Raw genomic sequence first — 26565 nt, forward strand, 5'->3', positions numbered from 1 at the left:
GTCCCGCGCGAGCCGCCGGGGCACCAGCGGGCCGGCCGTCGACGTCGTCGTCGGGTGATCGCTGGAGCCGCGGGCCACGGCCGGTCGTGGAGCGGACCGGGGTCGAACCGGCGACCTTCGGCTTGCAAAGCCGACGCTCTACCAGCTGAGCTACCGCCCCTCGGGGCCCAGACGAGCGTATAGGGGACGAAGCACGCGTCGCCGACCGTGGTCACGCCCGTCGGCGAGCAGAGGCGGGCAGGCGGGTGAACCGATCGATGTCCGCGTCGCGGAAACGACGCACGGGGCGGCCCGGTGGAGCGCGCCGCGCCGCGATCGATCGCCGATTCAGGCGACCGTGACTCCTTCGAACGCGGCGGCCTTGACCCCCCGTCGGGCCAGCTCGGCGAGGAAGGGCGCCGGTTCCACGAGCGCACCGAGCCCTCGCGCGCCAGGCTCGGGTGCTCGGAGCCGAACGTCCGGCAGCAGCCCGGCCACCCGCGCCGCGGCCACGGCCAAGACCGTGCCGGCGGCGACCCCGGGCCGCTCGATGACCCCGTAGACGACGCCCTCGCGAGCACCGGCCCGCGCGCCCCATACCTCGACCCGGGCGGCGCCCCAGTCGCCATCGTCGCGTCGCCGGCCCGTGAGAAGGTGACGGCGCGTCGTCGCGACGTCGGCGGCGCGGACCGTCACCCGGCTCGCTGTCGGGACGGCCTGGTGAAGCGTCTCGACCCCGCCCACGGTGATGCACTCGCGCGCGCCGATCGGGTCGGGGAACCAGACCAGCTCAGGCCCGACCCTTCGCTCGACGCGGGCGGCGCCGTGCGACCACTCGACCGGGCGCTCCCGCCGGGCCCGGCGCAGCGAGTTCACGCACGCCCCGCCCGCGGCTCCAACGCGGGCGACGTGCACCTCGTCAGCGCGGTCGAGCGCGTCGGCGGCGTGGCGCGCGAGCACGTCGGTGAGTCCCGGCGCGAGGGCACAGCCGGCCACGACGGTGACGCCGTGATCGCGTGCCGCCGCGTCGAGGGCGAGGAGCTCGCCGATACCGTCGTCGCCGACCGCCGCGACCGACCTCCCTTCGGCGACCGCACGCTCGGCCAGCGGTAGCGCGGCCTCTCCGGGCACTGCGAGCGCGACGGCGTCGACGTCGGCGGGGATGGTGCCGAACGGCGCCGGCTCGATCCCGAGCGCCGCCGCCACCTCGTCGGCCCGGTCCGCCCGGCGTGCGGTCACCAGGACCCGGTCGACGCCGGGGGTGTCGATGAACTGTCGGGCGGCCCGAACACCGACCGCGCCGGCGCCCGCGAGGAGCAGCGTCGTCACCGGAAGTCGGGGCCCTCGAGCTCGCGCCACCCGCCGGTCGTCGGCGGGACGCTGCCCTTGGCCCGCAGGCGCACCACGATGCCGGCGAGCAGGCCGCACAGCACGACCAGCGCCCAGCGACGAAAACTCCTCATCGTGGGGCTAGGTGGAATCGAACCACCGACCTCACCCTTATCAGGGGTGCGCTCTAACCGACTGAGCTATAGCCCCGGGGACGGGTCAGGGTAGTCCGCACGTCCTTCCTCTCTCACCGTGATCTCAACGCCGCCGAACAGCTCGGCGAAGATGTTGTAGAAGGACGCCGAGATCACCGTGATCACCACCTGCAGCGCCACGACCACGAGCCCAACGAGGATCGCGCCCCGCAGCACCGTCGCCGACAGGAAATGGAAATTCTTGGCCGACAACAGGTCCCCGAGGAACTTCTCGATGCTATGGACGATGCCCACGGACACCGCGATGAACCACAGTGACACCAGGGCAACGATGGTCACGAACATCGCGCTGAGATAGAAGCAGAGCGACAGCTTCGTCACCGACCACAGATCGACCTTCGTGACCGTCTGGCGATAGTGCCGCTCCGCGCCGACCGTCGCGGCACGCGTCGTCGCGGTCATGGGTGCCACGATCGGCGGAGCGGCAACCACCGGCGCTGGGGCCGCGATCGGCGGGGTCGCTGGCGGCGGGGCGGCGGCGACGGTCGCGGTAGTCACGCGGCCCGGGAACCGGAACCGCCGCGAGGATGTCTTCGGCTCCTCGACGAGCACCGCCTCGGCGTCCGCTTCCGACGTGACCGCTGCCGGTGGGTCGGCGGCGCGGACGGGCTTCGGCGGCTTCGGCGCGTCCGGCGTCGACTTCGCGATCTCGGGCTCCGACCGCGCCGGCGCCGGGCTGGACGCCTCGGCGGGCAGCTCTGCGGCTGCCGGAGGCTTGGGGGTCCTCGCAGGCTTCAGCGGCTTCGGCAGCTTCGGCCCGCGTCTGGACTTGGCCGTCCGCTCGCTCGGCTCGGCCGCGGGCTCGTCGGGGCCCTCGAGCGCACCGGCTGGCTCACTCGGCGTCGCAGCCGCTGAGGCTGCCGATGCTGCTGCCGCGGTGACCGCCGACGCGGCCGCGCCCGGTGTGCGTCGTCCACGACGGGGCGGTGCCGGCGCGTCGGCGGTCGAAGCGACGGTGACCGTCGCGTCGGCGGACCCCGCGCCGTCCCGGCTCGCGCGCGTTCGTCGCCGTGGTGGAGCTGCGGCCTGGTCGCCGGACGCGGGAAGTTCCTCAGGCGGAGTGCTCATGGGGATCCGTCGGCGTCCTCTCCGTTGTCACCCTCCAACACGGGGGCGACCGCAACGATCGCGTCACCGTCGCCGAGTCGGGCTACCCGCACGCCGGTCGCATCGCGACCTTGCGCCGAGACCTCGGCGGCCGGAAGACGAATGATATTGCCGGCCGAGGAAAACACCAGAATCTCGTCGTCCTCACTGACCGTGAAGGCCGCCACGACGGACCCGCGGGCGGCGGTGATCTTCATGCCCCGCACGCCTTGCCCGCCCCTCCCCTGCCGGTGAAACAGGTCGAGCTTCGTCCGCTTGCCGTGCCCGCTCGAGCTCACGAAGAGCATCACGGCGCCTCGGCGGTAGAGATCGCAGGCCACGACCTCGTCGTCGGCTCGCAGGCGCATGCCCCGGACGCCGGCGGTCGCTCGCCCGGTCGGGCGAACGCTGCTCTCGGCGAACCGGATCGCCTGCCCGTTTCGACTCACCATCACGATGTCGTCCCGGCCCGTGGTTTGGATCACGCGCACGAGCTCGTCGCCGCGGGGCAGGTTGATAGCAATCAGCCCGTTGCGCAACGATGAGTCGTACTCCGACATGCGCGTCTTCTTGACGGTGCCCTTCCTCGTGGCGAAGAAGAGGTACGCCCCGTCCTCGTAGGTGCGAGTGTCGATGATGGCGTGGATGCGCTCGCCGGAGACCAACGGGATGAGGTTCACGAGGGCCGTGCCACGCGCGGTGCGGTCTTTCATCGGGATCTCGTGCGCGCGCAGCCGGTACACCTTGCCGCGATTGGAGAACAGCAGGAGGTACGAGTGCGCGCTCGTGGTGAGTAGCTGATCGACGTAATCGTCGGAGCGGCTACGGCTCCCGCGCACGCCACGCCCGCCCCGGCCCTGCCGGCGGAAGGTGTCGGCGGCCACGGTCTTGATGTATCCGCTGTTGGTGAGTACGACGACGACCTCCTCGTCCTCGATCAGATCGAGGAGGTCGATGGCACCGGTGTCAGCCGTGAGCCGGGTGCGCCGCTTGTCGCCGAAGCGGTCGCGGAGCGCGAGCAACTCGTCCTTGATGACCTTGCGGAGCTTCGGCTTGCTGCGCAGAATCGATTCCAGCTCCTTGATCGTCTCGCGGAGCTCGGCGAGCTCGTTCAGGAGCTTCTGACGCTCCAGTGCCGTCAGCCGACGCAGCTGCATATCGAGAATGTGGTTGGCCTGAATCTCGGTGAACACGAACGGCTCCGACATCAGCCCGGCGCGGGCGGTTTCGACATCGGCGGCGGCACGGATCAGCGCAATGACGGCGTCGAGCATGTCGAGGGCCTTGCAGAGACCCTCAACGATGTGCTCGCGCTGCTTCGCCTTCTGGAGCCGGAACTCGGTGCGCCGCGTCACGACCTCCATCTGGTGCGCGACGTACACGAGGATCGCCTGGTCGAGCGAGAGCAGCCGAGGGACGCCGTCGACGAGCGCCAGCATGTGGACGGGGAAGCTCGTCTGCATCGGTGTGTGCTTGTAGAGCTGGTTCAGCACGACGTTCGGGTTGCTGTCTCGACGCAGCTCGACCACCAGCCGGGTGGTGTCGCCGGCGGACTCGTTGCGGACGTCGCGGACGCCCTCGAGCTTCCGATCGTTGACGAGCTCGGCCACCTTCTGGCCGATTACCTCGATGGAGGTCTGGTAGGGCACCTCCGTCACGACGATGCGCTGCTCACCACGCCGGCCTTCCTCGATCTCGGCGACGGCGCGCATCTTGATGGAGCCGCGGCCCGTCGTGTAGGCGTCCTTGATCCCCTGCTTCCCGAGGATCAGCGCGCCGGTCGGGAAGTCGGGCCCTTTGACAATCTTCATGAGCTCCGAGGGCCGGGCGTCAGGGTGATCGAGTACGTGGACGGCGGCGTCGATCACCTCGCGGAGATTGTGGGGCGGGATGTTCGTCGCCATTCCGACGGCGATACCGCCGACCCCGTTCACGAGCAGGTTCGGGAACCGCGCCGGGAGAACGATGGGCTCGTCGCGCTGGCCGTCGTAGGTCGGGACACGGTCGACCGTGTCCTCGTCGATCTCGCCGATCAGCTCCATCGCCAGCGGCCCGAGGCGGGCCTCGGTGTAGCGCTGTGCGGCAGGACGGTCGTTCGGGTCGGGTGACCCGAAGTTCCCATGTCCGTCCACGAGTGGGTACCGCAACGAGAAGTCCTGGGCCATGCGGGCCAAGGCGTCGTAGATCGCACTGTCGCCGTGCGGGTGGTACTTGCCCATGACCTCGCCGACGGCCTGAGCCGCTTTCTGGTACTTACGGTCGGGGCGAAGACCGAGGTCGTACATCCCGTAGAGGATCCGACGGTGGACGGGCTTCAGACCGTCGCGGGCGTCCGGCAACGCCCGAGCGGTGATGACGGACATCGCGTAGTCCAAGAAGGAGCGCTCCATCTCCTCCTGGATCTCGACGAGCTCGACGCTGCTCGAACCCGCTGCTTGCGTGTCGTCGCCCTCAGGCATCGATGAAGCGCACGTCCTTCGCGTTGTCCTGGATGAACCGGCGTCGCGTTTCCACGTCGTCGCCCATCAAGGTCGAGAACATCTCGTCGGCGATGGCGGCGTCCTCGACCGAGACGCGCAGCAGCGTACGCGTCCCCGGGCTCATGGTGGTCTCGCCCAGCTCTTGCCAGTCCATCTCTCCGAGGCCCTTGAAGCGATTGATCTCGATCTTCTTGCCTTCGTGCTCGGTCTCGAACGCCCGCAGGGCGGCCTCGTCCTTGAGGTAGAAGCGCTCCTTGCCGATATCGGCTCGGTAGAGCGGCGGCTGGGCGATGTAGATGCATCCGTAGCGCACGAGCTCGGCCAGCTGACGGTAGAAGAACGTGAGGAGCAGCGTCCGGATGTGCGCCCCGTCGACGTCGGCATCCGCGAGCACGATGATCTTGTGGTACCGAGTCTTCGACCCGACGAAGTCATCGCCGATGCCCGCACCGATCGCCTGGACGAGGGTCTGGATCTCCTCGTTCTTCAGCATCCGGTCGATACGCGAACGCTCGACATTCAGGATCTTGCCCCGGATCGGAAGGATCGCCTGGAACCGAGGATCGCGCGCCCGCTTCGCCGAGCCACCGGCGCTGTCCCCTTCGACGATGAACAGCTCGGACTCGGCCGGGTCCTTCGACGCACAATCGGCCAGCTTGCCGGGCATCGCTGCGCTCTCGAGGAGCGACTTGCGGCGGGTGAGGTCGCGCGCCTGGCGGGCGGCGACGCGGGCTCGGGAGGCCTGGATGGCCTTGTTGACGATCAAGCGCCCCTCGGGCGGGTGCTCCTCGAGCCACTCGGCGAGCTTCTCGTTCGTGGCCCGCTCCACGGACGACCGCATCTCGGTGTTCCCGAGCTTGGCCTTGGTCTGACCCTCGAACTGGGGTGAGCGGAGCTTCACCGAGACGATCGCCGTGAGCCCCTCGCGGATGTCCTCGCCGAGAAGGTTCGAGTCCTTGTCCTTCAGCAACGCCTTCGCCTTCGCGTACTTGTTCAGCACGTTCGTCAACGCCTTCTTGAAGCCCTCCTCGTGCATCCCACCTTCGGTCGTGGCGATGTTGTTCGCGAACGAGTGGAGCCCCTCGTAGAACCCGGTGTTCCATTGCATCGCGATCTCGATCTCCGAGCCGGGGCTGCGATCTTCGAACGCGACCACGCGCTTGAACAGTGGCTCCTTGGCCGTGTTCAGATGCTTCACAAAGTCCACGATGCCGCCCGTGTACCGGAAGCTCTGAGCCAGCGGCGGCTCCACGCGCTCGTCCCGGAAGCGGATCTCGAGGCCCTTGTTGAGGAACGCCATCTCTCGGAGCCGCTCGATGAGCGTCTGGGCGCGGAACTCCGTGTCCTCGAACACGGCCGGGTCGGGCCAGAACGTGATGACGGTTCCGCGCCGCTTCGACGTCCCCACCTTCTTGAGCCGGCCCTGGGGAACGCCGCCCTTCGCGAAGTGCTGCTCCCACCGCGACCCGTCCCGATGGATCTCGAGATCGAGCCGGGCCGACAGCGCGTTGACCACGGATACCCCGACGCCGTGCAGGCCACCGGAGATCTTGTAGCCGTCTCCGCCAAACTTCCCGCCGGCGTGCAGTGTGGTCATGATGATCTCGGCCGCCGACTTCTTGGGGTCGTCGGGGTGCGGGTCGACCGGGATCCCGCGGCCGTCGTCGGAGACGCGGCAGCCACCGTCAGCCAACAGGGTGACGTCGATGCGGGTGGCCTCTGCGGCCATCGCCTCATCGACCGAGTTGTCGACGACCTCGTAGACGAGATGGTGCAGACCGGACGGACCGGTCGAGCCGATATACATCCCGGGGCGCTCGCGCACCGGCTCGAGGCCCTTGAGAACGGTGATGTCCTTAGCTGTGTAGCTCGCTTTACGAGTCAAGGCGCGCGCACCCCGCTGGGGATCAGCGACGATTTCAGCGTCGCGGGAAAGGGAACACGCTCTGGGCCTCGGTGATCAAGGGTGGCGAGGTGGGCCACCACGTCAACGCGCCCGAACGACACTTTCGAGTGTACCAGAGCGCACCCACGAAACAGTGTCCACGCGGCGTCAACGCGCCGGCTCGACGATGACGCGGATGGCGTGAACGCTGTCCTGGCCGCTGATCTCCGCGAGCCGCGCGCGGATCTCGTGTTCGAGGTACCGGAGCTCGGTCGCCCAGGGTGCCGCGTCCACCGCGATGGTCAGCGTTCCATCGCGGAGGCTGCTGGGCCGGGCGTGCTCGGCGACCGTCGCGCCGACGACGTCGGGCCAGCGGTCGCTGAGCGAGGCCACCAGCCCCGGGTCGGGCAGCCCGAGCTCCTCGCCGACGGCGCGCAAGGCGTCGGCGAGCGGCGTCGGCACGTCGCCGCGGCGGCGGGAGGGCTCGTTCACAGGCTTGGCTGGGCCCCGGTCACCCGACCGGCTCCCACCTCAAGATGACACGCGGGTGTGATGCCCGCGGGCAGGGTTCCGGCCGTGGTGACGACCGTCTGGGCGCCGCTGGGGAGCGCCGCGACGAGGGCCGCGGCTCGCTCGCCGTCGAGCTCGCTGAACACGTCGTCGAGGAGCAGCACCGGCTCACTGCCCACGACCTCCGCCACCACCCGATGCGAGGCCAGGCGGAGGGCGAGCGCCAGGGTGCGCTGCTCACCTTGGGAGGCGTGCGTGCGGCTGTCACGCTCGTCGATGGTGAGCCGGCAATCGTCCCGGTGGGGGCCGACGAGGGTGACCCCACGGTCGAGCTCGCGTCGCCGCTCTCGCTCGAGCGCAGCGCGCAGCGCGGCCTCGACCTGGTCTACGGGGGGATCCGGATCAGCCCAGCCCGGGTGGTAGGCGGTGCGGACGTGGAGCGTGTGCGGGGCCAACGCCCGGTACGCCGCATCCACGGCGGGTGCGAGCCGGGCCAGGAGCCGCAGCCGCCCCCGCACGAGCTCGCCTCCCGCCTGAACGAGCTGATCATCGAACACGGCCAGCGTGGCGCGGGCCTCCCGGTCCCGCACGCCGGCACGAAGCAGGGCGTTGCGGTGGCGCAGCACCCGCTCCACGTCCCCGCGCACGCCGGCGTAGCGGGGCGCCGACGCGGCCAGGAGCTCGTCGAGGAAGCCCCGCCGCTCACCGGGGCCCCCCTTCACGAGCTGCAGGTCGTCCGGCGCGAACACGGTCACGCGGAGGCTGCCGAGGAGATCGCGGGTGCGGGCCGCCGGATGTCCGTTCAAGAGGATGCGGTGCCGGCCGACCTGTCGGAGCTCCACGTCCACGCTCCGGGTACCGGAGCCGTTGCCCACAACGCCACGGATGACCGCCCGCTCGGCTCCGTCACGGATCAGTGCCCCATCGGGAACCCGACGGAACGAGTGACCGAGCGCCAGCCAGCCCATTGCCTCCAAGAGACTGGTCTTGCCCTGGCCGTTCGCGCCGGTCACGCCGATCACCGCCGCCGGCAGCTCGAGCGCGACTGACTCGTAGCAGCGAAAGTCGAGGAGCTCGAGTCGGGCCAGGTACACGCTGCGTCCACGGCACGGCACACCGGGGGCGAGCCCGCCGCGCCGATCAGGCGATCCGCACCGGCATGAGCAGGTACAAAAAGTCCGCCCCGTCGCTTCCCCGCAACACCGCCGGCTTCAACGGGTCGATCGTCTCGATCACGATCTCAGAGGATCCCGCCGCCTCCAGCCCGTCGAGGAGGAACTGTGAGTTGAACGCCACCGTGAGCTCGGCGCCTTCGTACTTTGCCTCGACCGGCTCGTACGACTGCCCGACGTCCTGGGCCGTGGCCGACAGCTCCAGCCCGCCGGCGCTCATCGCGAGCCGGATGGGGCTCGAATCTCGGTTCTGACCTGCCACCAGTCGAACGCGGTTCACAGCGTCTGCCAGCGCGTCCCGCTCGACCGCGAGCCGGTTCGGGTAGCCGCTCGGCACCAGCTGCTGGTAGTTCGGGAAATCCCCCTCCACCAGACGAGCGGTCAGCTCGGTTCCGTTCAGGCGGAAGGTGACGTCGCGCTCCCCGAGGAACACCTCCACTTCGCCGTCGGTCGGGAGGAGCCGCTGCAACTCCCCGAGGCCTTTGGCCCCCACGAGCACCGAGCGACCTTCCGTCAACAAGCTGACGCCGGGCAGGTCCCGGACTGCGAGCCGATACGAATCCGTGGCGACCAAGCGAACACCGTCCGCCGTCGCCGCGACGAGCACGCCGGTCAGAATCGGGCGGGCATCGTCTTTCGAGGCCGCCGGGACGACCTGGCGCAGCCCCTGGGCTAGCGGACCCGCCGCCACCTTCACCCCTTGACCCTCCGGCTCCGGGAGTCGCGGAAAATCCGACGCGGCCAGGGTCCGAACCTCAGACCGGAACCGGCCCGCCTCGATCTTGGCCTGGTCGTCTCCGAGCTCCACTTGCACGACGCCAGCGGCGAGACGGCCCATCAGCTCCTGCAAGAGCCGGGCGACGAGCACCGCGCTCCCCTCCCCCTCCACCTCGGCCGGCACCCGCACCCGGATCGTCAGCTCTAGGTCGGAACCGACCAGCTCCACCTGGTCGCCCTGGAGCCGGACGAGTAGCCCCGACAGGACCGGTAGGGCCCCGCTCCGAGACGCCACAGCGCGGTAGGCGCTCGCCACGGCGTCGGCGAGGGTGTCACGTTCGCAACGGAACTTCACGGGCACTCCTGTGAGGTGGCCTACCGCTTACTACTAAGTACCAAGGGTTGTCGTTGTTATAGGGGGTGTGGATTGTGGACAAGCCCCCCGTTTAGGCAGGTCAGAGGGCAGATCGGTCCTCCCCAGCTATCCCCAGGTCGGACGCTCGCTCCACTGCCCGTCAGCGGTCTGGTCCCTGGAACGCCAGCGTATCCAGAGGGGGTGAGGGGAAATCCCCAGGCTTCCACAGCGTCGTCCACACGGGGTCAGCTGGCGCTGCCGCGGCGGATCCGCTTCATGAGCTCGTTGACTTGGTCGAACGTGTGGTGCCGCTCGTGCATCTGCTCGCGGATCTTGTCGACCGCGTACATGACCGTGGTGTGGTCGCGGCCGCCGAACTCCTCGGCGATTCGCGGGTAGCTGAGGTCAGTGAGCTCGCGCATGACGTACATGCCGATCTGCCGAGCGTTGACGAGCGGCCGCCGCCGGCTCTTGCCACAGAGTTCGTCGAGGGTCCAGCCGAACTGCTTCGCGGTTTCGTCGAGGATGAGCGTGGGTGTGATCTCACGCGGTTTCGTGGCGGGCAGGAGGTCGGCAAGGACGGACCGCGCCACTTCTTCCGACAGCGGCGCTCGGTTCAGGCTCGAGTAGGCGGCAACTCGGATCAGCGCGCCCTCGAGCTCCCGGATGTTGTCCTGGATGCTTGAGGCGATGAAGGCGAGGACCTCGTCCGGGATGCCGTGGAGGTGTTCAGCCTCTGCCTTCTTGCGAAGGATCGCCAGGCGGGTCTCGAACTCGGGGGGCTGGACATCGGTGATGAGGCCCCATTCGAACCGGCTGCGCAGCCGGTCCTCGAGGGTAGCGATCGACTTCGGTGAGCGGTCTGACGAGATGATGATCTGCCCGCCTGCGTTGTGGATCTGGTTGAAGGTGTGGAAGAACTCCTCTTGCAGTTCCTGGGTGCGCTCGAGGAATTGGATGTCGTCGATGAGCAGCACGTCGAGGTCGCGGTAGCGACGCTTGAAGAGGGGCATACGCGTGCGATCTCGGATGGCCTCCACGAAGTCGTTCATGAATGCTTCGGTGGTGAGGTACCGCACCCGGAACTTTGGAAGGACCGCCCGTACGTGATGACCGATCGCGTGGAGCAGGTGCGTCTTGCCGAGGCCGGCGCGGCCGTAGATGAACAAGGGGTTGTACGCCTGCGCCGGCTCCTCCGCGACGGAGAGCGCGGCAGCGTGCGCGAACCGGTTCGAAGCACCGATCACGAACTGGTCGAATGTGTAGCGGGGGTTCAGCATCGTCGACGACAGCGGCGTTGTGACCGACGGCGCCGGGGTCGGTGGCTCCGGTGCGGCAGCCACTGTTGGCTGGCTCAGGGCCAGGAGGACCTCGTCGCCACGGGCCTCAGTGTCGACCTGCAGGTCCACGGCCAGGGCCCGGCCGGTGGACCGCAGCAGGGCTGACTCGAGGATGGGCAGGTACTGAGACCGGATCTTCTCGGCTGCGAAGGCGTTAGGGACCCCGAGGTACAAGACGTCGTCGTCGAGGCCCAGCGGGTGGAGGCCGTGGAACCAGGTCTGCCACGCCGAGTCGGCGAGCTCGGCCCGGACTCGCCCGCGGGCCTGGTCCCAGATGCGTTCGGCCAGGTCGTCGGCGGGGGTCAGATCCGGCGGGTCTTCGTTGTCCACAGGCGCGTCCACACGTTGTGGAGAAACGGGAGTGGCGCCCGCCGCTCCCCCCTCCGGGCTGGCCGGCCGGTCGAGGCGGAGGCCCCGCAGGGAAGTGCGCCGCCGGAGGCCGGAACGACGGCGAGCGGGGAACGTAGCACCGGGTGGCGAGACGTCACAAGGGGCGATGTCGAGGCGAGACCAGTGCGCGCGAGCCCGGGGGCGGCGCGGCACGGGCGCGTTGCGACGTCCTTCGAAGGGGCCCGGTACACTGCTCCGTTACCGCGGCGGCGTGTCCTCGTAGCGCTCCGCCCCCTCGGCGGAGGCCCAGCGTCTCGGGTGCGCTCCAGGAGGCCATGCGTGAAGCGCACGTTCCAACCCAACACTCGGAAGCGCAAGAAGAAGCACGGCTTTCGCGCGCGGATGCAGACGCGCGGCGGCCGGGCGGTGCTGAAAGCGCGACGCGCCCGAGGCCGCAAGCGGCTCGCGGCCTGACTGACGCTGTCCGCGACCGTGGGACGTTCGAGGCGCTCGCTCAGGCCCGGCCGGCGCGACGCGGACCGGTTTCGGTGCGGGCGGTCGCGGGAGTCGGCGCCGGACCGCCCCGGGTCGCGTACGCGGTGGGGCGGGCCGTGGGGGGCGCGGTGGCGCGCAACCGAGCACGGCGGCGTCTCCGGGCCGCCGTCGGTGTCCACGCGGACGCATTGCAACGCGGCGCGGCGTACCTCGTGGCGGCCGGTCGGGAAGCCGTGACGATGCCTTTCTGCGAGTTGGCTCGGCACGTGGGGGAAGCCGTCCGCGCCCAGGAGCTCCGACGATGAGCGGGAGCGCTCGGCCACGCCTGGCCGCCCGCTTGCTGATGGTGCCGATCCGAGCCTGGCGGCTGGCGAGCACGCGGCTGCCGTCGCGATGCCGGTTCTATCCGTCCTGCTCCGAGTACGCGCTCGAGGCGCTTGCCGAGCACGGGGCTACGCGCGGCAGCTGGCTGGCGGCTCGGCGCCTCGCTCGATGCCACCCCTGGCATCCCGGGGGCGTGGATCACGTCCCCCCGTCGAACAGACGTTCCCCGAGGGCGGCGCCCGGCGCCGCCACCTCCTGAGAGGCCGAGATGCAGCAGTTCCTGAACACGATCTACAACGCGCTCGGGGCCGTCCTGGCCTTCTTCTACTCGCTGATCCCCAATCTGGGGGTGGCGATCATCCTGCTGACCCTCGTCGTGATGGTCGTGCTCTACCCGCTGACGGCCAAGCAGGCGAAGTCGATGATGGCCATGCAGCGCGTGCAGCCCGAGATCAAGAAGCTGCAGGCGAAGTACAAGGGGGATCGTCAGAAGCTCAACGAAGAGATGATGAAGTTCTACCAGGAGAACAAGATCAACCCCCTGGCTGGGTGTCTGCCCCTGGTAGTGCAGCTGCCGATTTTCTTCGCGCTCTTCCGGGTATTGCGCGACCCGTTCAAGCACATCCCGAAGACCGGTAGCTTCTCAAGCCTCTACACGGCGTTCTGCGGGGGCGTGAGCAAGTGCACGAGCAGCTCCGTCCACCACCTGAAGTTCCTGACCCTCGACCTCCAGAAGACCCCCACAGAGGCGCACGGCCTGAACGCGGTGCTGGCGTTCCTCCTCGTCGGTCTGGTGGTCGTCACGGGCATGCTGCAGACCAAGCAGGCCCAGTCCCGCACGCCGGCGGCGAGCAAGCAGATGGGCACCGTGATGAAGATCCTGCCGGTCTTCTTCGGGCTGATCTCGCTGCAGTTCCCGGCCGGGCTGGTGCTCTACTTCTTCGTGAGCAACCTCTTCCGGGTCGGCCAGCAAGAGCTCATCTTCCGCCGGCACGGCACCGCGGCCAGCCCGGCCCGCGGAGGCCCGAAGCTGCCGCGGGGAGGCGGCGCGGCCATCGACGTCGCCAGCAGCGACCGAACGGAGCCCGAGTCGGGGACCCCAGACGGAGACGGTGAGGGCGCACAAGCCGAGGCGCCGCCGCCGGCGTCGAAGCCCAAGCGCGTCAACCGCTCGCCGGCACGGCCGGCGCGGCCGGAGCGCGCGACGGTTCCGGAGCAGCGCGTCCGAGGCGGTGGGCTCCGGTCCTTGTTCCAGCTGCCGCCGCCCCCAGGCGGCAACGGGGGCGGGCGAACGAAGGCCCCGAGCCGTCCACCGTCGGCAGGGACGCCACGGCGCCCGGGGCCGAGCGTCTCGGCGGGCAGCGGATCGAGCGGGCGACCGCCCCCGCAGCGTCGGCGCCGGAGCTCCAAGAAGAAGCGGAAGCGCTGAGGCCAGTCGCATGGAGTGGGTGGAGACGACCGGGCGTACCGTTGCCGCGGCGTTGGACGTCGCGCTCGACACCCTGGGCGTCGACGAGGACGAGGTCGAGTTCGAGGTGCTGGAGGAGCCGCGCGGCGGCCTGCTTGGGCGACGCGAGGCTCGCATCCGAGCCCGAGTGCGGCCGATCTCCCGGGAGAAGCCGGGGGAGCGGCGGCCTCGAGCCCGCCGGACGCGGCCGGGCGAGGCCCGCGGCCGGGAGGGTGGGCGGGGCGCTGGCCGCCGGGGCCGGGCCGGCGGCGCCCGGGCTCGCAGCAGCGGCGACGAGGCGGCGGTGGCCACGGCCGCGGAGGCCGAGCGAAGCCGCCCCCGGCGGCGTCGGGGTGGGTCGAGTGGCGCCGGGCGAGAGGCGCGAGGCGACGAGGAGACGAGGGAGGAGCCGGTGAGCGAGGTGCCGGTGGAGGACCAGGCCCGCGAGGCGGAGACGTTCACCCGGGGGCTCATCGAGGCCTTTGGCGCCGCGGCGACCGTGGCCGTCACCATCGACGAGGAGGGCGGGGTGCTGGTGGACGTGACCGGCCAAGACCTCGGGCTGCTCGTCGGCCCTCGGGGCGCCACGCTCCAAGCCATCGAGGAACTGGTGCGCACGGTGGTGCAGCGGCGGACCGAGGGCCGGGGCGCCCGGATCAACGTCGACGTCGCTGGCTATCGGGCCAAGCGGCGGGAGGCACTCGCCCGGTTCGCCGAGGAGCTGGCCGACAAGGTCCGGGAGACCGGGCGCGACCAGGCCCTCGAGCCCATGCCGCCGGCGGACCGCAAGGTCGTTCATGACACCATCGCCGCGCTCGACGGTGTGACGACTGCGTCGGAGGGCGAGGAGCCCCACCGCCGCGTGGTAGTCCGGCCCGGCTGATCGTGCCCGGCGGGCTGCCCGCCGTGCTCGCCCGGGCCCAGCGGCTCGGGTTCCTCGGGCCGGGCCCGGTGGAGGACCACATCGAGCACGCGCGCCGCCTCGCCAGGCTCATCGAGCCGCCGTCGTCGTTCCTCGACCTCGGCAGCGGGGCTGGGGTCCCCGGCCTGATCCTGGCCCAAGAGTGGCCCGCCGCCACGGGGGTTCTGCTCGACTCGGTCGGCCGGCGGGGGGCGCACCTCCGAGCCGCTTGCCACGAACTGGGACTGACGGGGCGGGTGTCGGTGGTCGTCGCCCGGGCCGAAGACGCGGCGCGGCGCGAGGAATGGCGCGGCCGGCTCGCATGCGTGGTGGCTCGAGGGTTCGGGGCGGCGGCGGTCACCGCGGAGTCCGGCGTGGGATTCCTGGCGCGGGGAGGCGAGCTGGTGGTCTCCGAGCCCCCCGGCGGCGATGCCGGGCGGTGGGATCCCGCCGGGCTGGCGCGGCTGGGCCTTTCGGGACCGGAGATGGTGGTGAGCGCCGGCGTCGCGGTCGCCCGGCTCCGGCGTGACGGCACGCTGGACGAGCGGTGGCCGCGTCGATCGGGGGTGCCGGCCCGGCGGCCCCTCTGGGACTGACGTTTCACGTGGAACCACCCCCACGGGAGGAGGCTCCGGGCGGGGGCGCGATGGCGTCGGCCACCACCGCCCCAGGTCTCCGGTTCCACGTGGAACCCCGCCCAGGGAGGAGGCCTCGCAACAGGGAGGGCCATGGCGCCGGCCCAGCCCCAGGTCTCCGGGTTCCACGTGGAACCCACCCAGGGGAGGAGGCCTCCCGGCGTGGAGCCCCATGCCGTCGGCCACCACCGCCCCAAGTCTCGGGTTCCACGTGGAACCGAGGGCGTGGGTCCAAGGAACGGGCGCGGGGGAGGGACTGGCCAGCAGCGCCGGCGAGGCTCGGCCGCTCTCCCAACGTCCACCCGCCCTGAGGCTGCACCGGCGCCGAGCGGACGAGCCGAGGTGGACAAACCGGAGGTGAACTCTTTCCAAGCGGCTCCGAGTCGCGTATCCTGCAAGCCCAGCCTCAAGTCGACGTCGAGACTCGCGGAGGAGCGGTGAGCGACATCAGGCTCGACGACGAGCACGCCGCGGACCCGCGCCTCCCCGACGGCCCGATCCTCGACCGGCACGCGCTGCCGACCGGGGAGCAAGCTCGGGCCGCACCCCTCGAGCTGCCCCAGGTCGTGGCGATCGCCAACCAGAAGGGCGGGGTAGGGAAGACGACCACGGCGGTGAACCTGGGCGCGGCCCTGGCGGAGGCCGGCTTCAGGATCCTGGTCGTCGACCTCGACCCGCAGGGCAACGCCACCACCGGCCTGGGCCTCAACCCGCGGGACGTGACCGCATCGGTCTACGACGTCATCCTCAGCAACATGCCACTCGAGGACTGCGTCGAGCCCACCAGCCTGAAGAACCTGTTCGTCGCGCCGGCCACCATCGACCTGGCCGGCGCCGAGATCGAGCTCGTGGCCCAGATGAGCCGGGAGCTACGACTGCGGCGGGCGATCGACGCCGTGCGCGACCAGTACGACATCGTCCTCATCGACTGCCCACCCTCGCTGGGCCTCCTCACCGTGAACGGTCTCGCCGCCGCCGACGACGTCATCGTCCCGATCCAGTGCGAGTACTACGCGCTCGAGGGCCTCGGGCAGCTGCTCCGCAATGTGGCGCTCGTGCACGCCAACCTGAATCCCTCGCTTGAGGTCCGCGGGATCGTGCTCACCATGTACGACGCCCGCACGAAGCTGGCCGACCAGGTCGAGGCCGAGGTCCGCGAGTACTTCGGCCCGAAGGTCTACAAGACGGTGGTCCCGCGCACCGTCCGCCTGTCCGAGGCGCCGTCGTTCGGGCAGCCGATCATCGTGTTCGATTCGACGTCTCGCGGCGCCCGGGCCTACCGCGATCTGGCGAGGGAGGTGTGCGATGGCGCGACCAGGCGGACTCGGTAAGGGTCTCGGCGCTCTGATCCCGACCGGTGCCGCCGAGCGGGTCGGCGGGCCGGCGGTGGAGCCGGGGCTCCAAGAGCTCCCAATTGCCGCGATTCGCCCAAACCCCTATCAACCCCGCGATCGGTTCGACGAAGAGGGCCTCGGGGCCCTGGCGGACTCGATCCGCGAGGTGGGGCTCCTGCAGCCGGTCCTGGTCCGGCCGGCGGGAGACGGCTACGAGCTCGTCGCCGGCGAGCGTCGCTGGCGGGCGGCGCGCCGGGCCGGGTTGCAGGTGATCCCCGCGATCGTCCGCCAGACCGAGGACCACAAGGCGCTGCAGGCGGCCCTGGTCGAGAACCTGCAACGCGACGACCTCAACCCACTGGAGGAGGCCGCGGCCTACCAACAGATGATCGAGGACTTCTCGATGACCCACGACCAGGTGGCGGCGACGGTGGGCAAGAGTCGGGCCGCGGTCTCCAACACCCTCCGCCTCCTCCTGCTGCCCCCATCGATCCAGCGCGCGTTGCGCGACGACCGGCTCTCCATGGGTCACGCCCGGGCGCTGCTCGGGACACCCGATCGCGCGTTCCAAGAGTCACTCGCCCGGCGGGCCATCAAGGACGATCTGTCGGTCCGCGCGGTCGAAGACGCAGTGCGCGCGCGCAACGAGGGCACTGACGATGGGGAGCGAGCGCGTTCGACGACGGCCCGGATTCGGCCGCCGGGCCTGCTCGAGATCGAGGAGCTCCTCGCCGAGCACCTGCAGACGCGAGTGCGAATTCGGCTCCGCGCCGGGAAGAAAGGCACGCTGGCCGTGGACTTCGGCGGCCTCGACGACCTCGAGCGGATCTACCGCCGCATGACCGGCGACCGCGGCGCCCCGAGCGCCGCGTCGGCCTAGCGGTCGCCCTCCACGACGACCGGCGCTTCGACGGCGCGGCGAATGCCGCGCACGACAGCCCGGGCGACATTGCCGGCGCCGGCCACGATCCCGCGCATCGCGTCGACGTCACCGTCCGGAACGACCTCGCAGACGACCGCCGCCATGCGAGTCTCGCGCAGGACCGCGTAGGCCTTGCCGGACACGTCGACGGCGGTGGGCAGGAGGTCGCGCAGCTCATCGTGGACGGCGGTCGCGATGGCGCGTCCGGACTCCGACCTGAACCGGCCGAGGGCGAAGTACGCGCAGTGGCAGCCGACCGAGTCGCCGGGCCGTAGGCCGAGGAACAGGTCCGCGTCGAAGCGGTTGGCGGAGCCAGCGAGGAGCGAGTCGTCGGCGCCGGAGGCGTCGAGGAGCGCGCGCGCGCCGCTGTCGAGAAGTCCGCGCGTCACCTCCTCGCCGAGCACGGCCAGCCCGGGCGCAGCGGCGACGTACGCGACGTGACCGGCGAGCCGGCGCGGCTCTCGTCGCAGGGCCTCGCGTTCGCGAACGACGGCCACCGAGCCTGCGGCCATGCCTCCGACCCTGCGCAGTACGGCCACGGTCGCAGGGCCGCAGATCCCGTCCGCGGGAATGCCGGCATCGCCCTGGAAGGCGGCCAGGGCGCGCTGGGTCGCCTCGCCGAGGATCCCGTCCTCACGGCCGGCGTCGAAGCCGAGGGCGTTCAGGCGGCGTTGGAGTTCGAGGACGTCGTCGCCGCGGGCCATCGGGCGGCGCAGGTAGAGCAGGCGGTCCGCCAGGCCGTACCCGCTCTCGACCAGTGCGGACCACGTCTGGCGGCCGACGAGCCCATCCACCCGAAGGCCCCGGGCCTGTTGGAACGCCCGAACCGCGGCCTCGGTCCCGGCGCCGAAGCAGCCCATCGGGTCGGCGGTGACGTGGTAGCCCAGCCCGCCGAGGCGACGTTGGAGGTCGCGAACCTCCTCACCGCGGCCGCCGGTTCGCAGCGGCGCGGGCACGCGGCTCAGCCGACGAACTCGGCGAGCTCCTGGAGGAGCTGGGCCTTGCCCTTGGCGCCGACCAGTCGGCGCGCCTCCTGTGACGATTCTCCGGCCTTGAACAAGAGCAGCGTGGGGATGCTCATCACGTTGTAGCGCATCGCCGTGTTGGGGTTGTCGTCCACGTTGAGCTTGGCGATCTGGAGCTTGTCGCCGTTCTCCGACGCGATCTCCTCGAGCACAGGAGCAATCATCTTGCAGGGACCACACCACTCGGCCCAGAAGTCCACCAGCACCGGCCGCTCCGACCCGCTGATGGTCTCGTCGAAGGTGGAGTCGCTCAGCGCCAGGATGTGCTCAGACACGCCAATACCTTTCGTCAGGGCCGCGCCGTCCGCGGGACGAGTCTACTGACGGGGAGAACACGGGCCCCGACACGCGAATTCCGGGCTGGGCTCATCACCGCCGCGCGTGCGCTCGGGCCGACAGCCAGCGCTCGGCCTCCATGGCGGCCATGCAGCCGCTCCCCGCCGCCGTCACGGCCTGCCGGAACACATGATCCTGGACGTCCCCAGCCGCGAACACGCCGTCGACTGACGCGCCGGTCGAGTCTGCGGCGGTCTTGACGTACCCGGCGTCGTCGAGCTCGAGCTGGCCCTGGAAGAGCGCGGTGTTCGGGTCGTGGCCGATGGCGACGAACAGGCCGCCGACGGCGAGCTCGGAGGGCTCGTTGGTGACGGTGTCGCGCAGGCGCAGTGCTTCGACCTGGCCGTTGCCGAGCACGTCGTCCACGACCGCGTTCCAGCGGAAGCTGATCTTGGCGTTGACGCGCGCACGCTCGGCCATGATCTTGGAGGCGCGGAGCTCGTCGCGACGATGGATGAGCGTGACCTCGGTCGCGAACTTCGTCAGGAACAGCGCCTCCTCCACTGCGGAGTCGCCGCCGCCGACCACGGCCAGCGGCTTGCCACGGAAGAAGAACCCGTCGCACGTGGCGCACGTCGAGACGCCGTGGCCGAGCAGCCGCTGCTCGGACTCAAGGCCGAGCATCCGGGCCGACGCGCCGGTGGCGACGATGAGCGCCTCGCCTCGGAACTCCTGGCCGTCGACCCACACCCCGAACGGCGACTCGCTGAGGTCCACCCGCTCGGCGTCGGCGGTGACGAACTCGGCGCCGAAACGCCCCGCCTGCTCGCGGAACTTCGTCATGAGCTCCGGGCCGAGGATCCCGTCGGGGAAGCCCGGGTAGTTCTCGACGTCGTTCGTCAGCATGAGCTGCCCGCCGGCGGCGAGGCCCTCGATGACGACGGGGGCCAGGTTCGCCCGGGCGCCGTAGACGGCCGCGGTCAGCCCCGCCGGCCCGGAGCCGACGATGACGAGCGACCGCTCATCGCTCACTGGGAGCCGCACCTCCTCCGGACGCCGGTCAGGCCGTCCGCTTGGTCCGCCTGCTCCAGCAGAACGCGCCCCCCAGCACGAGCATTCCGCCCGCGATCAGGTACGCCAGCCACACGTCGCCGGCCAGGAGCACGAGGCCCCGGAAGGCCCCGACCGACGCCAGCACGAGCGCGGTGAGCACGAAGAAGGTGACGAGGAGGCCGTAGACGACGGCTCGGGTGGCCCGCTCGGCCGGTACGACGGCGCGCCGACGGACCGCCGAGACGGCGGCCTCGATCGCGTCCGCGGCTTGGGTGGTCCAGTCGGCCATGTGCTCTCGATGAGGGGCCCGCCAGCGCTGGGAGCGTACCGGGGACGCGGAAGGGACCGGGAGCCTCGTCGCCGATCCGCGCCTCAGCGGCCCGGAGCGAGGGGGTGCACCACCGGCGCTGGCACCGGGGAGGCCCCCGCCCCAGCGGCGCGGACAATGAGGTACCCGGCGGCGACCCCGGCGATGAACAGCACCGCCGCGAGGACGGCGACCGGGCCGCGGCGGGCGGGGCGTGGCGTCGGGCGGATCGGTGGGGCCGCCCGGGCCGGAGCGGGCGCGGGCTCTCGCGGGGGCATGACCACCGTGCGCGCGGGCTCGGCCCGAGGGGCGTCGGCGACGGTGGCGTCCTCGCGGGGACGGTCCGAGAGGGCGTCGGCGACGGCCTGGGCGGTTGGGGGACGGTCGGCCGGGTCGAGGGCCAGGCAGGCCATGATCAGCCGGGCCAGCCCCGACGGGCAGTCGGGACGGGTCTGGCGGACCGGAGCGGGCGGAGTGCTCAGCCTGGCAAGGGCGATGGCCATCTCGGTGTCGCCCTGGAAGGGGAGCTCGCCGACGAGCATCTCGTAGAGCACGAGGCCGAGGGCGTAGATGTCGGTGCGCGGGTCCACGGGCTCGCCCCGCAGCTGCTCCGGCGCGAGGTAGCGGGCGGTGCCGACGACGGTGCCGGTCCGGGTCAGCTCGCCGCCCCCGGCCTTGGCGATTCCGAAGTCCGTGACCTTGACGGAGCCGTCCGGCGGCACGAGCACGTTCGCGGGCTTCACGTCCCGGTGCACGACGCCCTGCCGGTGGGCGGCCTCGAGGGCGGCGGCGACCTCGCGGCCGATCCGCACGGACTCGAGGATCGGAAGCGGGCCCTTGACGTCGAGGACGCGTCGCAGGTTGGGACCGTCGACGAACTCCATGACGATGTAGCCGAGGCCCTCGTCGTCGCCGGTGTCGTACGTGGCGACGATCCCTGGATGGCTGAGCCGGGCTGCGGCCACAGCCTCGTTGCGGAACCGGGTGCGCAGCGCCTCGTCGAAAGCGAGCTCTGGGTGCAAGATCTTCACGGCCACCCGTCGAGCGAGCAGCGTGTCCTCCCCGACCCAGACCGTCGCCATCCCGCCCCGGGCGAGGACGCTCACGAGCCGATACCGGCCACCGAGCACGCGACCCGGCGCGGCAGGAGCAGACACCGGCGTCACGCTACCCAGCCCGGCGCTCCGGGCCCGCGTCAGCCCGCGACCTGGAAGGTGACTCCGAGGACCCCGGGCCCGGCGTGGGTCCCGATCACGGGGCCGACGTCGCCGACCACAATCTTGTCGCGAGGCGCGACGTCGTCGACGAGGTCGAGGAACTCGTCGAGGTCGGGGGCGGCGCCGTGGAGGACGGCCACTTCCTCGACCGACTGCTCATGGACCTTGTCCGCGAGCAAGCGGAGCGCCTTCGATCGGGTGCGGACCTTTCCGGCCTCCTCAACGACGCCATCGCGCACCTCGATGACGGGCTTCACCGCCAGCATCGAGCCGAGCAGGGCGCGCGCGTTCCCGATCCGGCCTCCCTTCCTCAGGAACTCGAGGGTGTCGAGGGTTCCGAAGAGCCGGGTGCGGTCGCGCCGGTCGGTGACCTCTTCGACGACCTCCTCGAGGGGGGCGCCCTCGTTGGCCCTGCGGGCGGCGGCCAGGCACAGGCTGCCGAGGCCCATCGAGCAGGTGAGCGAGTCGATGACCTCGACCGGGCAGCCCTCCGCGACCGATGAGGCCGCGACCTGCGCGGCCTGCATGGTGGCGGACAGCCGCGACGACAGGTTGACGCAGACGATCCCGTCGGCACCGGCCTCCGCGAGGGCGCCAAAGCAGGCCGCGAACGCGCCGGCGGACGGGGCCGCGGTCTCGGGCAGCGCCGACGCGTGGGTCAGGCGGCGCCAGAACTCCTGGTTCGAGAGCTCCTCGCGATCGATGAGCTCCTCGGCACCGAACCGGATCGTGAGCGGCACGATCTCGATGCCGAGCTCGGCGACGAGCGGCTCGGGCAGGTCGCAGGCGCTGTCGGTGACGACTCGGACTGGCACGGCTGCCTCCCCTGGCGCCCGGGTAGGTGTCATCGTCGCACGCCGGCGCCTCCCTGGGCCGCTCGGCGGCGGGCAGGGCGGAACCCCGCCGCCAGCGCTTGCCACTCCTCGACCCGGGTCAGGGTGAGCCCAGTGGCCAGGACGAGGGTTGCGACGAGCAGCCCGGCGGCGGTGGCGGCAACGGCCCGGATGCCGCCGGCCCAGCCGACGGCGCCCGCTGCGAGCCACGCGGCGGTTCCGGCGACGGCGCTCACCAGCGCGACCTTGCTGGTCGTCGTCTCGATCCCCCGACCCTGGAGGCCGCCGATGCGGCGGCTCAGCACCGCCAGCGTGACGACCGCCGCGACGGCGTACGCGCCCGAGAACGCGTAGGCGAGGCCGGGGATGCCCAGCGGTCCGAACAGAGCCAGCGCCAGCCCGACGTTCACCGCGTTCTCGAGACAGTTGAGCAGAAATGGCGTACGGGTGTCGTGGACGGAGTAGAAGACGCGCAGTGCGAACAGGTAGACGGAGAAGAAGGGGAGACCCACCGCGAACGCGACCACGGTGTGCGCGACCAGGGCGGAGTCTCCGCGGGAGAAGGCCCCTCGTTGCAGCAGCGCTACGACCGCAGGTCGGGCCAGGGCGACCGAGACCGCGGCGGCGGGGATCACGATCGTGAGGACGAGCCGCAGGGCGCGCGCGAAGCGGTGCCGGAGGGCAGGCAGATCCCTCGCCACCGCCGCCAGCTCGGGACCGGCCGTGGTCATGATCGACACCGCGAACAGCCCGTGCGGGAGCTGGAACAGGGTGTACGCCAAGAGGTAGGCGGCGGGCCCCCCGGTCCGCCCGTTGGCCAGGACGAGGACGATCCAGAGCGCGACCTGGTTCGCCACGACGTATCCGACCGTCCAGCCCGACAGCCGCAGGACGGTCGCGACCGCCCGGTGCCGCCAGGCGGCGAGGAACCGGAGCCGTACCCGAGCGCCCTTCAGGGCGGGGACGAGGCCGAACGCCATGACCGCCACCGCCGCGGTGGTCCCCAGACCGAGGTAGAGCAGCAACGGCGTGTCGCCGAGGACGCGGCCCACCGTGATCGGCCGGCCGGCGAGGCGCGGGAGGGACAGAAACAGGGCGACGAGAACGAGATTGTTCAGGTTTGGCGCGAATGCAGCCGCGGCGAAGCGTCGCCGCGCTTGGAGCAGGGCGGTGGCGAGGGCGGTGAACCCGTACAGCGCGATCTGCGGCATGAACAGGCGGACCAGGTCGGTCGCGAGTTCGCGCTGCGGCCCTTGCTGGGCCCCGGACACACGGAGCGTGAGCAGGTCGGCGATCCAGGGGGCGAGGACGACGCCGAGCACCGACACCGCGATCAACGCGAGGATCGACACGGTCACGACCGCGCTCGTCGCGTCCTCGTCGTCGTCGGCGAGGTGCCGCACGAACTGGGGGACCAAGGTCGCGGTGAGGACGCCGCCGACCAACAGCTCGTAGAGCATGTTCGGCGTCTCGTTCGCGAACGCGTACGTGCCGGACAGCGCGCTGAGCCCGATGGCGTAGGCGGCCGCCGCCCGCCACAGCAGACCGGTGATCCGGGACGTGGCGGTACCGACGCCGACGACGACGCTGGACCGGACAAGGCGACCGGTGTCGTGAGGGCGCAGGCCGCCTTGCCCGCGCCGGGTCATCGCACCGTCTCGAGGCGGGCACGGCGTCGCCGCCGGATGTCGAAGGCCCACCAGGCCACGATGAACACGGCGGCGCCGATCGCCAGCGCCAGCCCGACGCTGCTGATGACCGTCGATCGCACCTTGAAGCGGCCCTCGGCGATCAGCAGCGACCCGTCGGCCGACCGGACGCTCATCACGAGCGGGAAGGTGCCGGAGGTCCGCGACCGGACGTCGAACCGGATCGTGGTGCTCCGTGGTGGGAGGGCGACGAGCTGCAGCGCTCCGCCGGGAAAGTCGAGCTTGTGGCTGCTCAGGCCGACGAGGACCCGCACCGCCTGACCGGTGTCGTTCCGGAACGTGATCGGCACCGCGCCCGACCGGGCGGTCAGCGTGATCGTGCCCGGAGCCGGGACCCGGATCTGGGCGATGAAGGCGTTCACGGTCGCATTGGCGGCCGCGAGCGCGCCGCGCGCCAGTGCCGGCCCGGCGGGCGGCGGCGGCCACGCCGACGAGATCGATGACAGGAGGAACCGGCCGCCTCGGGCGAGCCGCGGATCGCTCGCCGGCACCAGCGAGCCGAAGGCGGTGAGGTGGGCCTGGGCGGCGCGGTACGAACGGTCGCTGACCGCGGGGGTTCCGGGCGTGTACGGCGTCAGCGACCGGACGTCGCCGATCGTCGCCGGCGGGACGCCGCTGAAGACGCTGCGGACGGTCGTCGGTGTCAGCCACGGGTTCCCGGTCAGCCCGCCGAGCACCGCTTCGAGCAGGGCCGCCGACGCGTCGAACCCGTCCGGATTCACGACGACCACGGCGCGGGTCGAAGCCGGCGCCTCGATCGCAGTAAGGGCCAATCCCGCCAGGAACCGCTGGGCCCGCAACGCGGGCGGCGAGCTCCCGCCCAGGGTCCCGGCCAGCCCGTCGTCGTTCGCGACCGCCGCGACCGGCCCGCTCGGCGCCAGGCTGGCCGAGGGTTCCAGGCCGAACGGCGCCGCGCTGGTCAGCGGGCTCCGACCCGGCGTGACGGCGCGGCCGTCGACGATGACTTGGTCGACGCCCCGGGCCCGGAGGCGGGTCAGCGAGTCGGCGTCGACGGGCACGGCGAGCACGGTCCGCTGGTCCAGGCGGGACCCGAAGAACCGATCCGTGGCGGCGGCGCCCAGCAGCACCGCCGCGTCGTCCGCGCTGCCGAGCCCGCCGCGAAGTAGCGCGGGCAGGTCGACCGGCACGTACGGACCCGCGAGCGCCTGGACCTGGCCGGTGTCAACGGCGCCACGCAGCTCCGACGCGCCGGCGCCGGCGCCCGGATCGACGCGGGCCAGCGTGCTCCAGGTGTCGAGGGTCTCGGGTGACGGAGCGAGGGTTACCGGCACGCTGGGATGGCGGGCGAGCGCCGCGACCTGGCGACCGAGGATGCCCTCGGGCTGCAATGCCGTGGTGACGGCGGGCGCGATCGAGCCGTCGGGCTGCAGGGCCGGGCGGGCCGCCAGCGGCCACACCCACGCCACGCCGAGCCGGGTGGTGAGCGGCTGAGGCTGGCCGCCCAGCCCAGCGTCGACCGCGACCAGGTAGGTCACGAAGCGCGCCAGGCCTTGCTCCTGGCTGTCGCGCAGCTCGATCTCGAGGGGGTACACGCCCCGCTGCGGCACCGCGAGTCGACTGGCGTCGAACGCGCCGTTCGGCCCGCTCACCCCGATGGCCACGTCGCGGCTGCCGTCGGCCTCGGTCGGCAGCAGGTCCACGGGGAGCGTCAGCGTCTTCAGCACCGGCCCGAGGTCCTGGCTATCGAAGCTGGATCGCGCGCTGAGGGCGTCGTGTGCGACGACGTTGAGCTGCTCGCCGGGCGTCGACGCCGCGACGGCCAGGCGGGCCCGGAACGTGCCACCGAGAATCGTCCACGGGTCTTGGGCCACGAGCGCCAGGCGGCTCGGGACGTCCGGCGGGACGGTCGGCGCCGGCGTCGGGGCCGCTCCGGCGCGACCCGGCAGACACGCGGCGAGGATTGCCGCGGCGGCGCCCGCTCGCGCGAACCGGGGGATCACAGTGCGCAGCCGAGCACGGCCAAGCCCGACGGCAGTCGCCGGAACCCGCACGCCTCGTACAGCGCCACCGCCTCGTGGTTTTCCACTTGGGTGTTGACGAGGCAGCGGTGCCCGCCTCCTCGGCGAACCCACCCGAGCGCGTCCGCCACCAGCGCGCGCCCGAGGCCCCGCCCGCGGACGGCGGGATGGACCGCGAGCCGCTGCAGGTAACCCTGACGGCCCGATCGGCCGGTCACGGCGTAGGCCACCGGGATCGGATCATCCTCGCGTTGCCCCACCCGGAAGCGCGAGGCCGGGGTGGCGCGCAGGGCGTCACGCAGCCCGGACGAGCCGAGTCGCCAGGCCGGCGGGAACGCCCGGGTGTCGAGCTCCACGACGGCGGTCCAGTCGCCCCGGCGGGCTCGACGCAGCCTCGCGGTCCGGTCGGGGGGCAGCGTCGCTCCGAGCGAGTGGACGAGCAGGTGGAGCTGCTCTCGCAGCGTGAAGCCGGCGTCGAGAAACGGAGCCGCGGCGGTGGCGGTGAGTGGGCCGGTGACGAGCTCGCGGTAGCCGGCAGCGCGGACCCGGGCGACGCAGTCGCGGACCGCGGTCGGCGCAAGCACGGTCTCGGTGGTCACCGCGACCAGCGCGACGCCGGGACGGTCGTGCCACGGTCCCACCCGGGCCCAGCCTCCCGCGCAGCGAAGTGTTCGCTCACCGGTGCGTGAGGCCACGGGCGGCGAGCGTAC

General features: G+C 71.5%; 25 protein-coding genes and 2 tRNA genes. 7 read left to right on the top strand and 20 right to left on the bottom strand.

Annotated elements, in window-relative coordinates; translation table 11 throughout:
- Nucleotides 1-87: 87 nt before the first annotated feature.
- The 11 genes from VG869_12670 to dnaA form a co-directional block, all read right to left on the bottom strand.
- Nucleotides 88-160, bottom strand: a tRNA-Ala gene (locus VG869_12670).
- Nucleotides 161-327: 167 nt separating this feature from the next.
- Nucleotides 328-1308 (bottom strand): hypothetical protein, encoded by a 981-nt coding sequence (locus VG869_12675; GenBank protein ID HEV3452044.1) that lies wholly within the window; start codon nt 1306-1308, stop codon nt 328-330.
- A complete protein-coding gene (locus VG869_12680) occupies nt 1305-1442 on the bottom strand; it encodes a hypothetical protein (protein HEV3452045.1) in 138 nt (45 codons plus the stop codon). Before VG869_12680 ends, VG869_12675 begins: the two co-directional genes overlap by 4 nt.
- A 2-nt stretch (nt 1443-1444) precedes the next feature.
- Nucleotides 1445-1518: transfer RNA gene (locus VG869_12685), tRNA-Ile, on the bottom strand.
- Nucleotides 1509-2075, bottom strand: coding sequence for a DUF3566 domain-containing protein (locus VG869_12690; protein ID HEV3452046.1), 567 nt, complete (start codon nt 2073-2075; stop codon nt 1509-1511). The genes VG869_12685 and VG869_12690 overlap by 10 nt, the downstream gene beginning before the upstream one ends.
- 512 nt (nt 2076-2587) lie before the next feature.
- Nucleotides 2588-5068: a DNA gyrase subunit A gene (gyrA, locus tag VG869_12695; GenBank protein ID HEV3452047.1), complete on the bottom strand. Its 2481-nt coding sequence runs from the start codon at nt 5066-5068 to the stop codon at nt 2588-2590.
- The gene (gene gyrB, locus VG869_12700; protein ID HEV3452048.1) at nt 5061-6974 is read right to left on the bottom strand and encodes a DNA topoisomerase (ATP-hydrolyzing) subunit B; all 1914 of its coding nucleotides are present in this window, start codon (nt 6972-6974) and stop codon (nt 5061-5063) included. Before gyrB ends, gyrA begins: the two co-directional genes overlap by 8 nt.
- Before the next feature lie 168 nt (nt 6975-7142).
- The gene (locus VG869_12705; protein HEV3452049.1) at nt 7143-7466 is read right to left on the bottom strand and encodes a DUF721 domain-containing protein; all 324 of its coding nucleotides are present in this window, start codon (nt 7464-7466) and stop codon (nt 7143-7145) included.
- Nucleotides 7463-8578 (bottom strand): DNA replication/repair protein RecF, encoded by a 1116-nt coding sequence (locus tag VG869_12710; protein ID HEV3452050.1) that lies wholly within the window; start codon nt 8576-8578, stop codon nt 7463-7465. Before VG869_12710 ends, VG869_12705 begins: the two co-directional genes overlap by 4 nt.
- 46 nt (nt 8579-8624) lie before the next feature.
- Complete coding sequence (gene dnaN / locus VG869_12715; protein HEV3452051.1) at nt 8625-9728, bottom strand: DNA polymerase III subunit beta; 1104 nt, start codon at nt 9726-9728, stop codon at nt 8625-8627.
- A 245-nt stretch (nt 9729-9973) separates the two neighbouring features.
- Nucleotides 9974-11398, bottom strand: a complete 1425-nt coding sequence (gene dnaA / locus VG869_12720; GenBank protein ID HEV3452052.1) for a chromosomal replication initiator protein DnaA — start codon at nt 11396-11398, stop codon at nt 9974-9976.
- 339 nt (nt 11399-11737) lie between these two features.
- Between dnaA and rpmH the strand changes: the two genes are divergently transcribed.
- The 7 genes from rpmH to VG869_12755 all read left to right on the top strand — a co-directional run bounded on the left by rpmH (nt 11738) and on the right by VG869_12755 (nt 17414).
- Nucleotides 11738-11872, top strand: coding sequence for a 50S ribosomal protein L34 (gene rpmH, locus VG869_12725; protein ID HEV3452053.1), 135 nt, complete (start codon nt 11738-11740; stop codon nt 11870-11872).
- A gap of 322 nt (nt 11873-12194) precedes the next feature.
- On the top strand, nt 12195-12476 hold the full coding sequence (gene yidD / locus VG869_12730; protein ID HEV3452054.1) for a membrane protein insertion efficiency factor YidD: 282 nt from the start codon (nt 12195-12197) through the stop codon (nt 12474-12476).
- A 9-nt stretch (nt 12477-12485) separates the two neighbouring features.
- Entirely contained in the window at nt 12486-13646 is a 1161-nt protein-coding gene (gene yidC, locus VG869_12735) for a membrane protein insertase YidC (protein ID HEV3452055.1), read from the top strand.
- 10 nt (nt 13647-13656) lie between these two features.
- Nucleotides 13657-14547 carry an RNA-binding cell elongation regulator Jag/EloR gene (gene jag, locus VG869_12740; protein ID HEV3452056.1) on the top strand — a complete coding sequence of 297 codons (891 nt, stop codon included), beginning with the start codon at nt 13657-13659 and terminating at the stop codon, nt 14545-14547.
- Nucleotides 14548-14549: 2 nt separating this feature from the next.
- On the top strand, nt 14550-15161 hold the full coding sequence (locus VG869_12745; protein HEV3452057.1) for an RsmG family class I SAM-dependent methyltransferase: 612 nt from the start codon (nt 14550-14552) through the stop codon (nt 15159-15161).
- 593 nt (nt 15162-15754) lie between these two features.
- Nucleotides 15755-16531 (top strand): AAA family ATPase, encoded by a 777-nt coding sequence (locus tag VG869_12750; GenBank protein ID HEV3452058.1) that lies wholly within the window; start codon nt 15755-15757, stop codon nt 16529-16531.
- Nucleotides 16506-17414, top strand: coding sequence for a ParB/RepB/Spo0J family partition protein (locus VG869_12755; GenBank protein HEV3452059.1), 909 nt, complete (start codon nt 16506-16508; stop codon nt 17412-17414). Before VG869_12750 ends, VG869_12755 begins: the two co-directional genes overlap by 26 nt.
- Here the strand turns inward: VG869_12755 and VG869_12760 are convergent.
- The 9 genes from VG869_12760 to VG869_12800 form a co-directional block, all read right to left on the bottom strand.
- Nucleotides 17411-18412 carry a peptidoglycan-binding protein gene (locus tag VG869_12760; GenBank protein ID HEV3452060.1) on the bottom strand — a complete coding sequence of 334 codons (1002 nt, stop codon included), beginning with the start codon at nt 18410-18412 and terminating at the stop codon, nt 17411-17413. The two genes, VG869_12755 and VG869_12760, sit on opposite strands and share 4 nt — an antisense overlap.
- 5 nt (nt 18413-18417) lie before the next feature.
- Nucleotides 18418-18756 (bottom strand): thioredoxin, encoded by a 339-nt coding sequence (gene trxA / locus VG869_12765; GenBank protein ID HEV3452061.1) that lies wholly within the window; start codon nt 18754-18756, stop codon nt 18418-18420.
- Between the two features lie 94 nt (nt 18757-18850).
- Entirely contained in the window at nt 18851-19789 is a 939-nt protein-coding gene (gene trxB, locus VG869_12770; GenBank protein ID HEV3452062.1) for a thioredoxin-disulfide reductase, read from the bottom strand.
- Nucleotides 19790-19817: 28 nt separating this feature from the next.
- Entirely contained in the window at nt 19818-20099 is a 282-nt protein-coding gene (locus VG869_12775; GenBank protein ID HEV3452063.1) for a hypothetical protein, read from the bottom strand.
- A gap of 83 nt (nt 20100-20182) precedes the next feature.
- Nucleotides 20183-21274, bottom strand: coding sequence for a protein kinase (locus VG869_12780; protein ID HEV3452064.1), 1092 nt, complete (start codon nt 21272-21274; stop codon nt 20183-20185).
- A 38-nt stretch (nt 21275-21312) separates the two neighbouring features.
- Nucleotides 21313-22149: a DegV family protein gene (locus VG869_12785; protein ID HEV3452065.1), complete on the bottom strand. Its 837-nt coding sequence runs from the start codon at nt 22147-22149 to the stop codon at nt 21313-21315.
- A 29-nt stretch (nt 22150-22178) separates the two neighbouring features.
- Entirely contained in the window at nt 22179-23816 is a 1638-nt protein-coding gene (murJ, locus tag VG869_12790) for a murein biosynthesis integral membrane protein MurJ (GenBank protein ID HEV3452066.1), read from the bottom strand.
- A complete protein-coding gene (locus VG869_12795; GenBank protein ID HEV3452067.1) occupies nt 23813-25837 on the bottom strand; it encodes a DUF6049 family protein in 2025 nt (674 codons plus the stop codon). The genes murJ and VG869_12795 overlap by 4 nt, the downstream gene beginning before the upstream one ends.
- Nucleotides 25834-26550 carry a GNAT family N-acetyltransferase gene (locus VG869_12800; GenBank protein ID HEV3452068.1) on the bottom strand — a complete coding sequence of 239 codons (717 nt, stop codon included), beginning with the start codon at nt 26548-26550 and terminating at the stop codon, nt 25834-25836. Before VG869_12800 ends, VG869_12795 begins: the two co-directional genes overlap by 4 nt.
- Nucleotides 26551-26565 lie beyond the last annotated feature (15 nt).

This window comes from Acidimicrobiia bacterium, from assembly GCA_035948415.1.
Classification (GTDB): Bacteria; Actinomycetota; Acidimicrobiia; order IMCC26256; family PALSA-555; genus PALSA-555.

Coding starts and splice junctions, on each gene's coding strand:
- VG869_12680 (HEV3452045.1), bottom strand. CDS start 1,442: ATGAGGAGTTTTCGTCGCTGGGCGCTGGTCGTGCTGTGCGGCCTGCTC.
- gyrA (HEV3452047.1), bottom strand. CDS start 5,068: ATGCCTGAGGGCGACGACACGCAAGCAGCGGGTTCGAGCAGCGTCGAG.
- yidD (HEV3452054.1), top strand. CDS start 12,195: ATGAGCGGGAGCGCTCGGCCACGCCTGGCCGCCCGCTTGCTGATGGTG.
- yidC (HEV3452055.1), top strand. CDS start 12,486: ATGCAGCAGTTCCTGAACACGATCTACAACGCGCTCGGGGCCGTCCTG.
- jag (HEV3452056.1), top strand. CDS start 13,657: ATGGAGTGGGTGGAGACGACCGGGCGTACCGTTGCCGCGGCGTTGGAC.
- VG869_12755 (HEV3452059.1), top strand. CDS start 16,506: ATGGCGCGACCAGGCGGACTCGGTAAGGGTCTCGGCGCTCTGATCCCG.
- VG869_12775 (HEV3452063.1), bottom strand. CDS start 20,099: ATGGCCGACTGGACCACCCAAGCCGCGGACGCGATCGAGGCCGCCGTC.
- murJ (HEV3452066.1), bottom strand. CDS start 23,816: ATGACCCGGCGCGGGCAAGGCGGCCTGCGCCCTCACGACACCGGTCGC.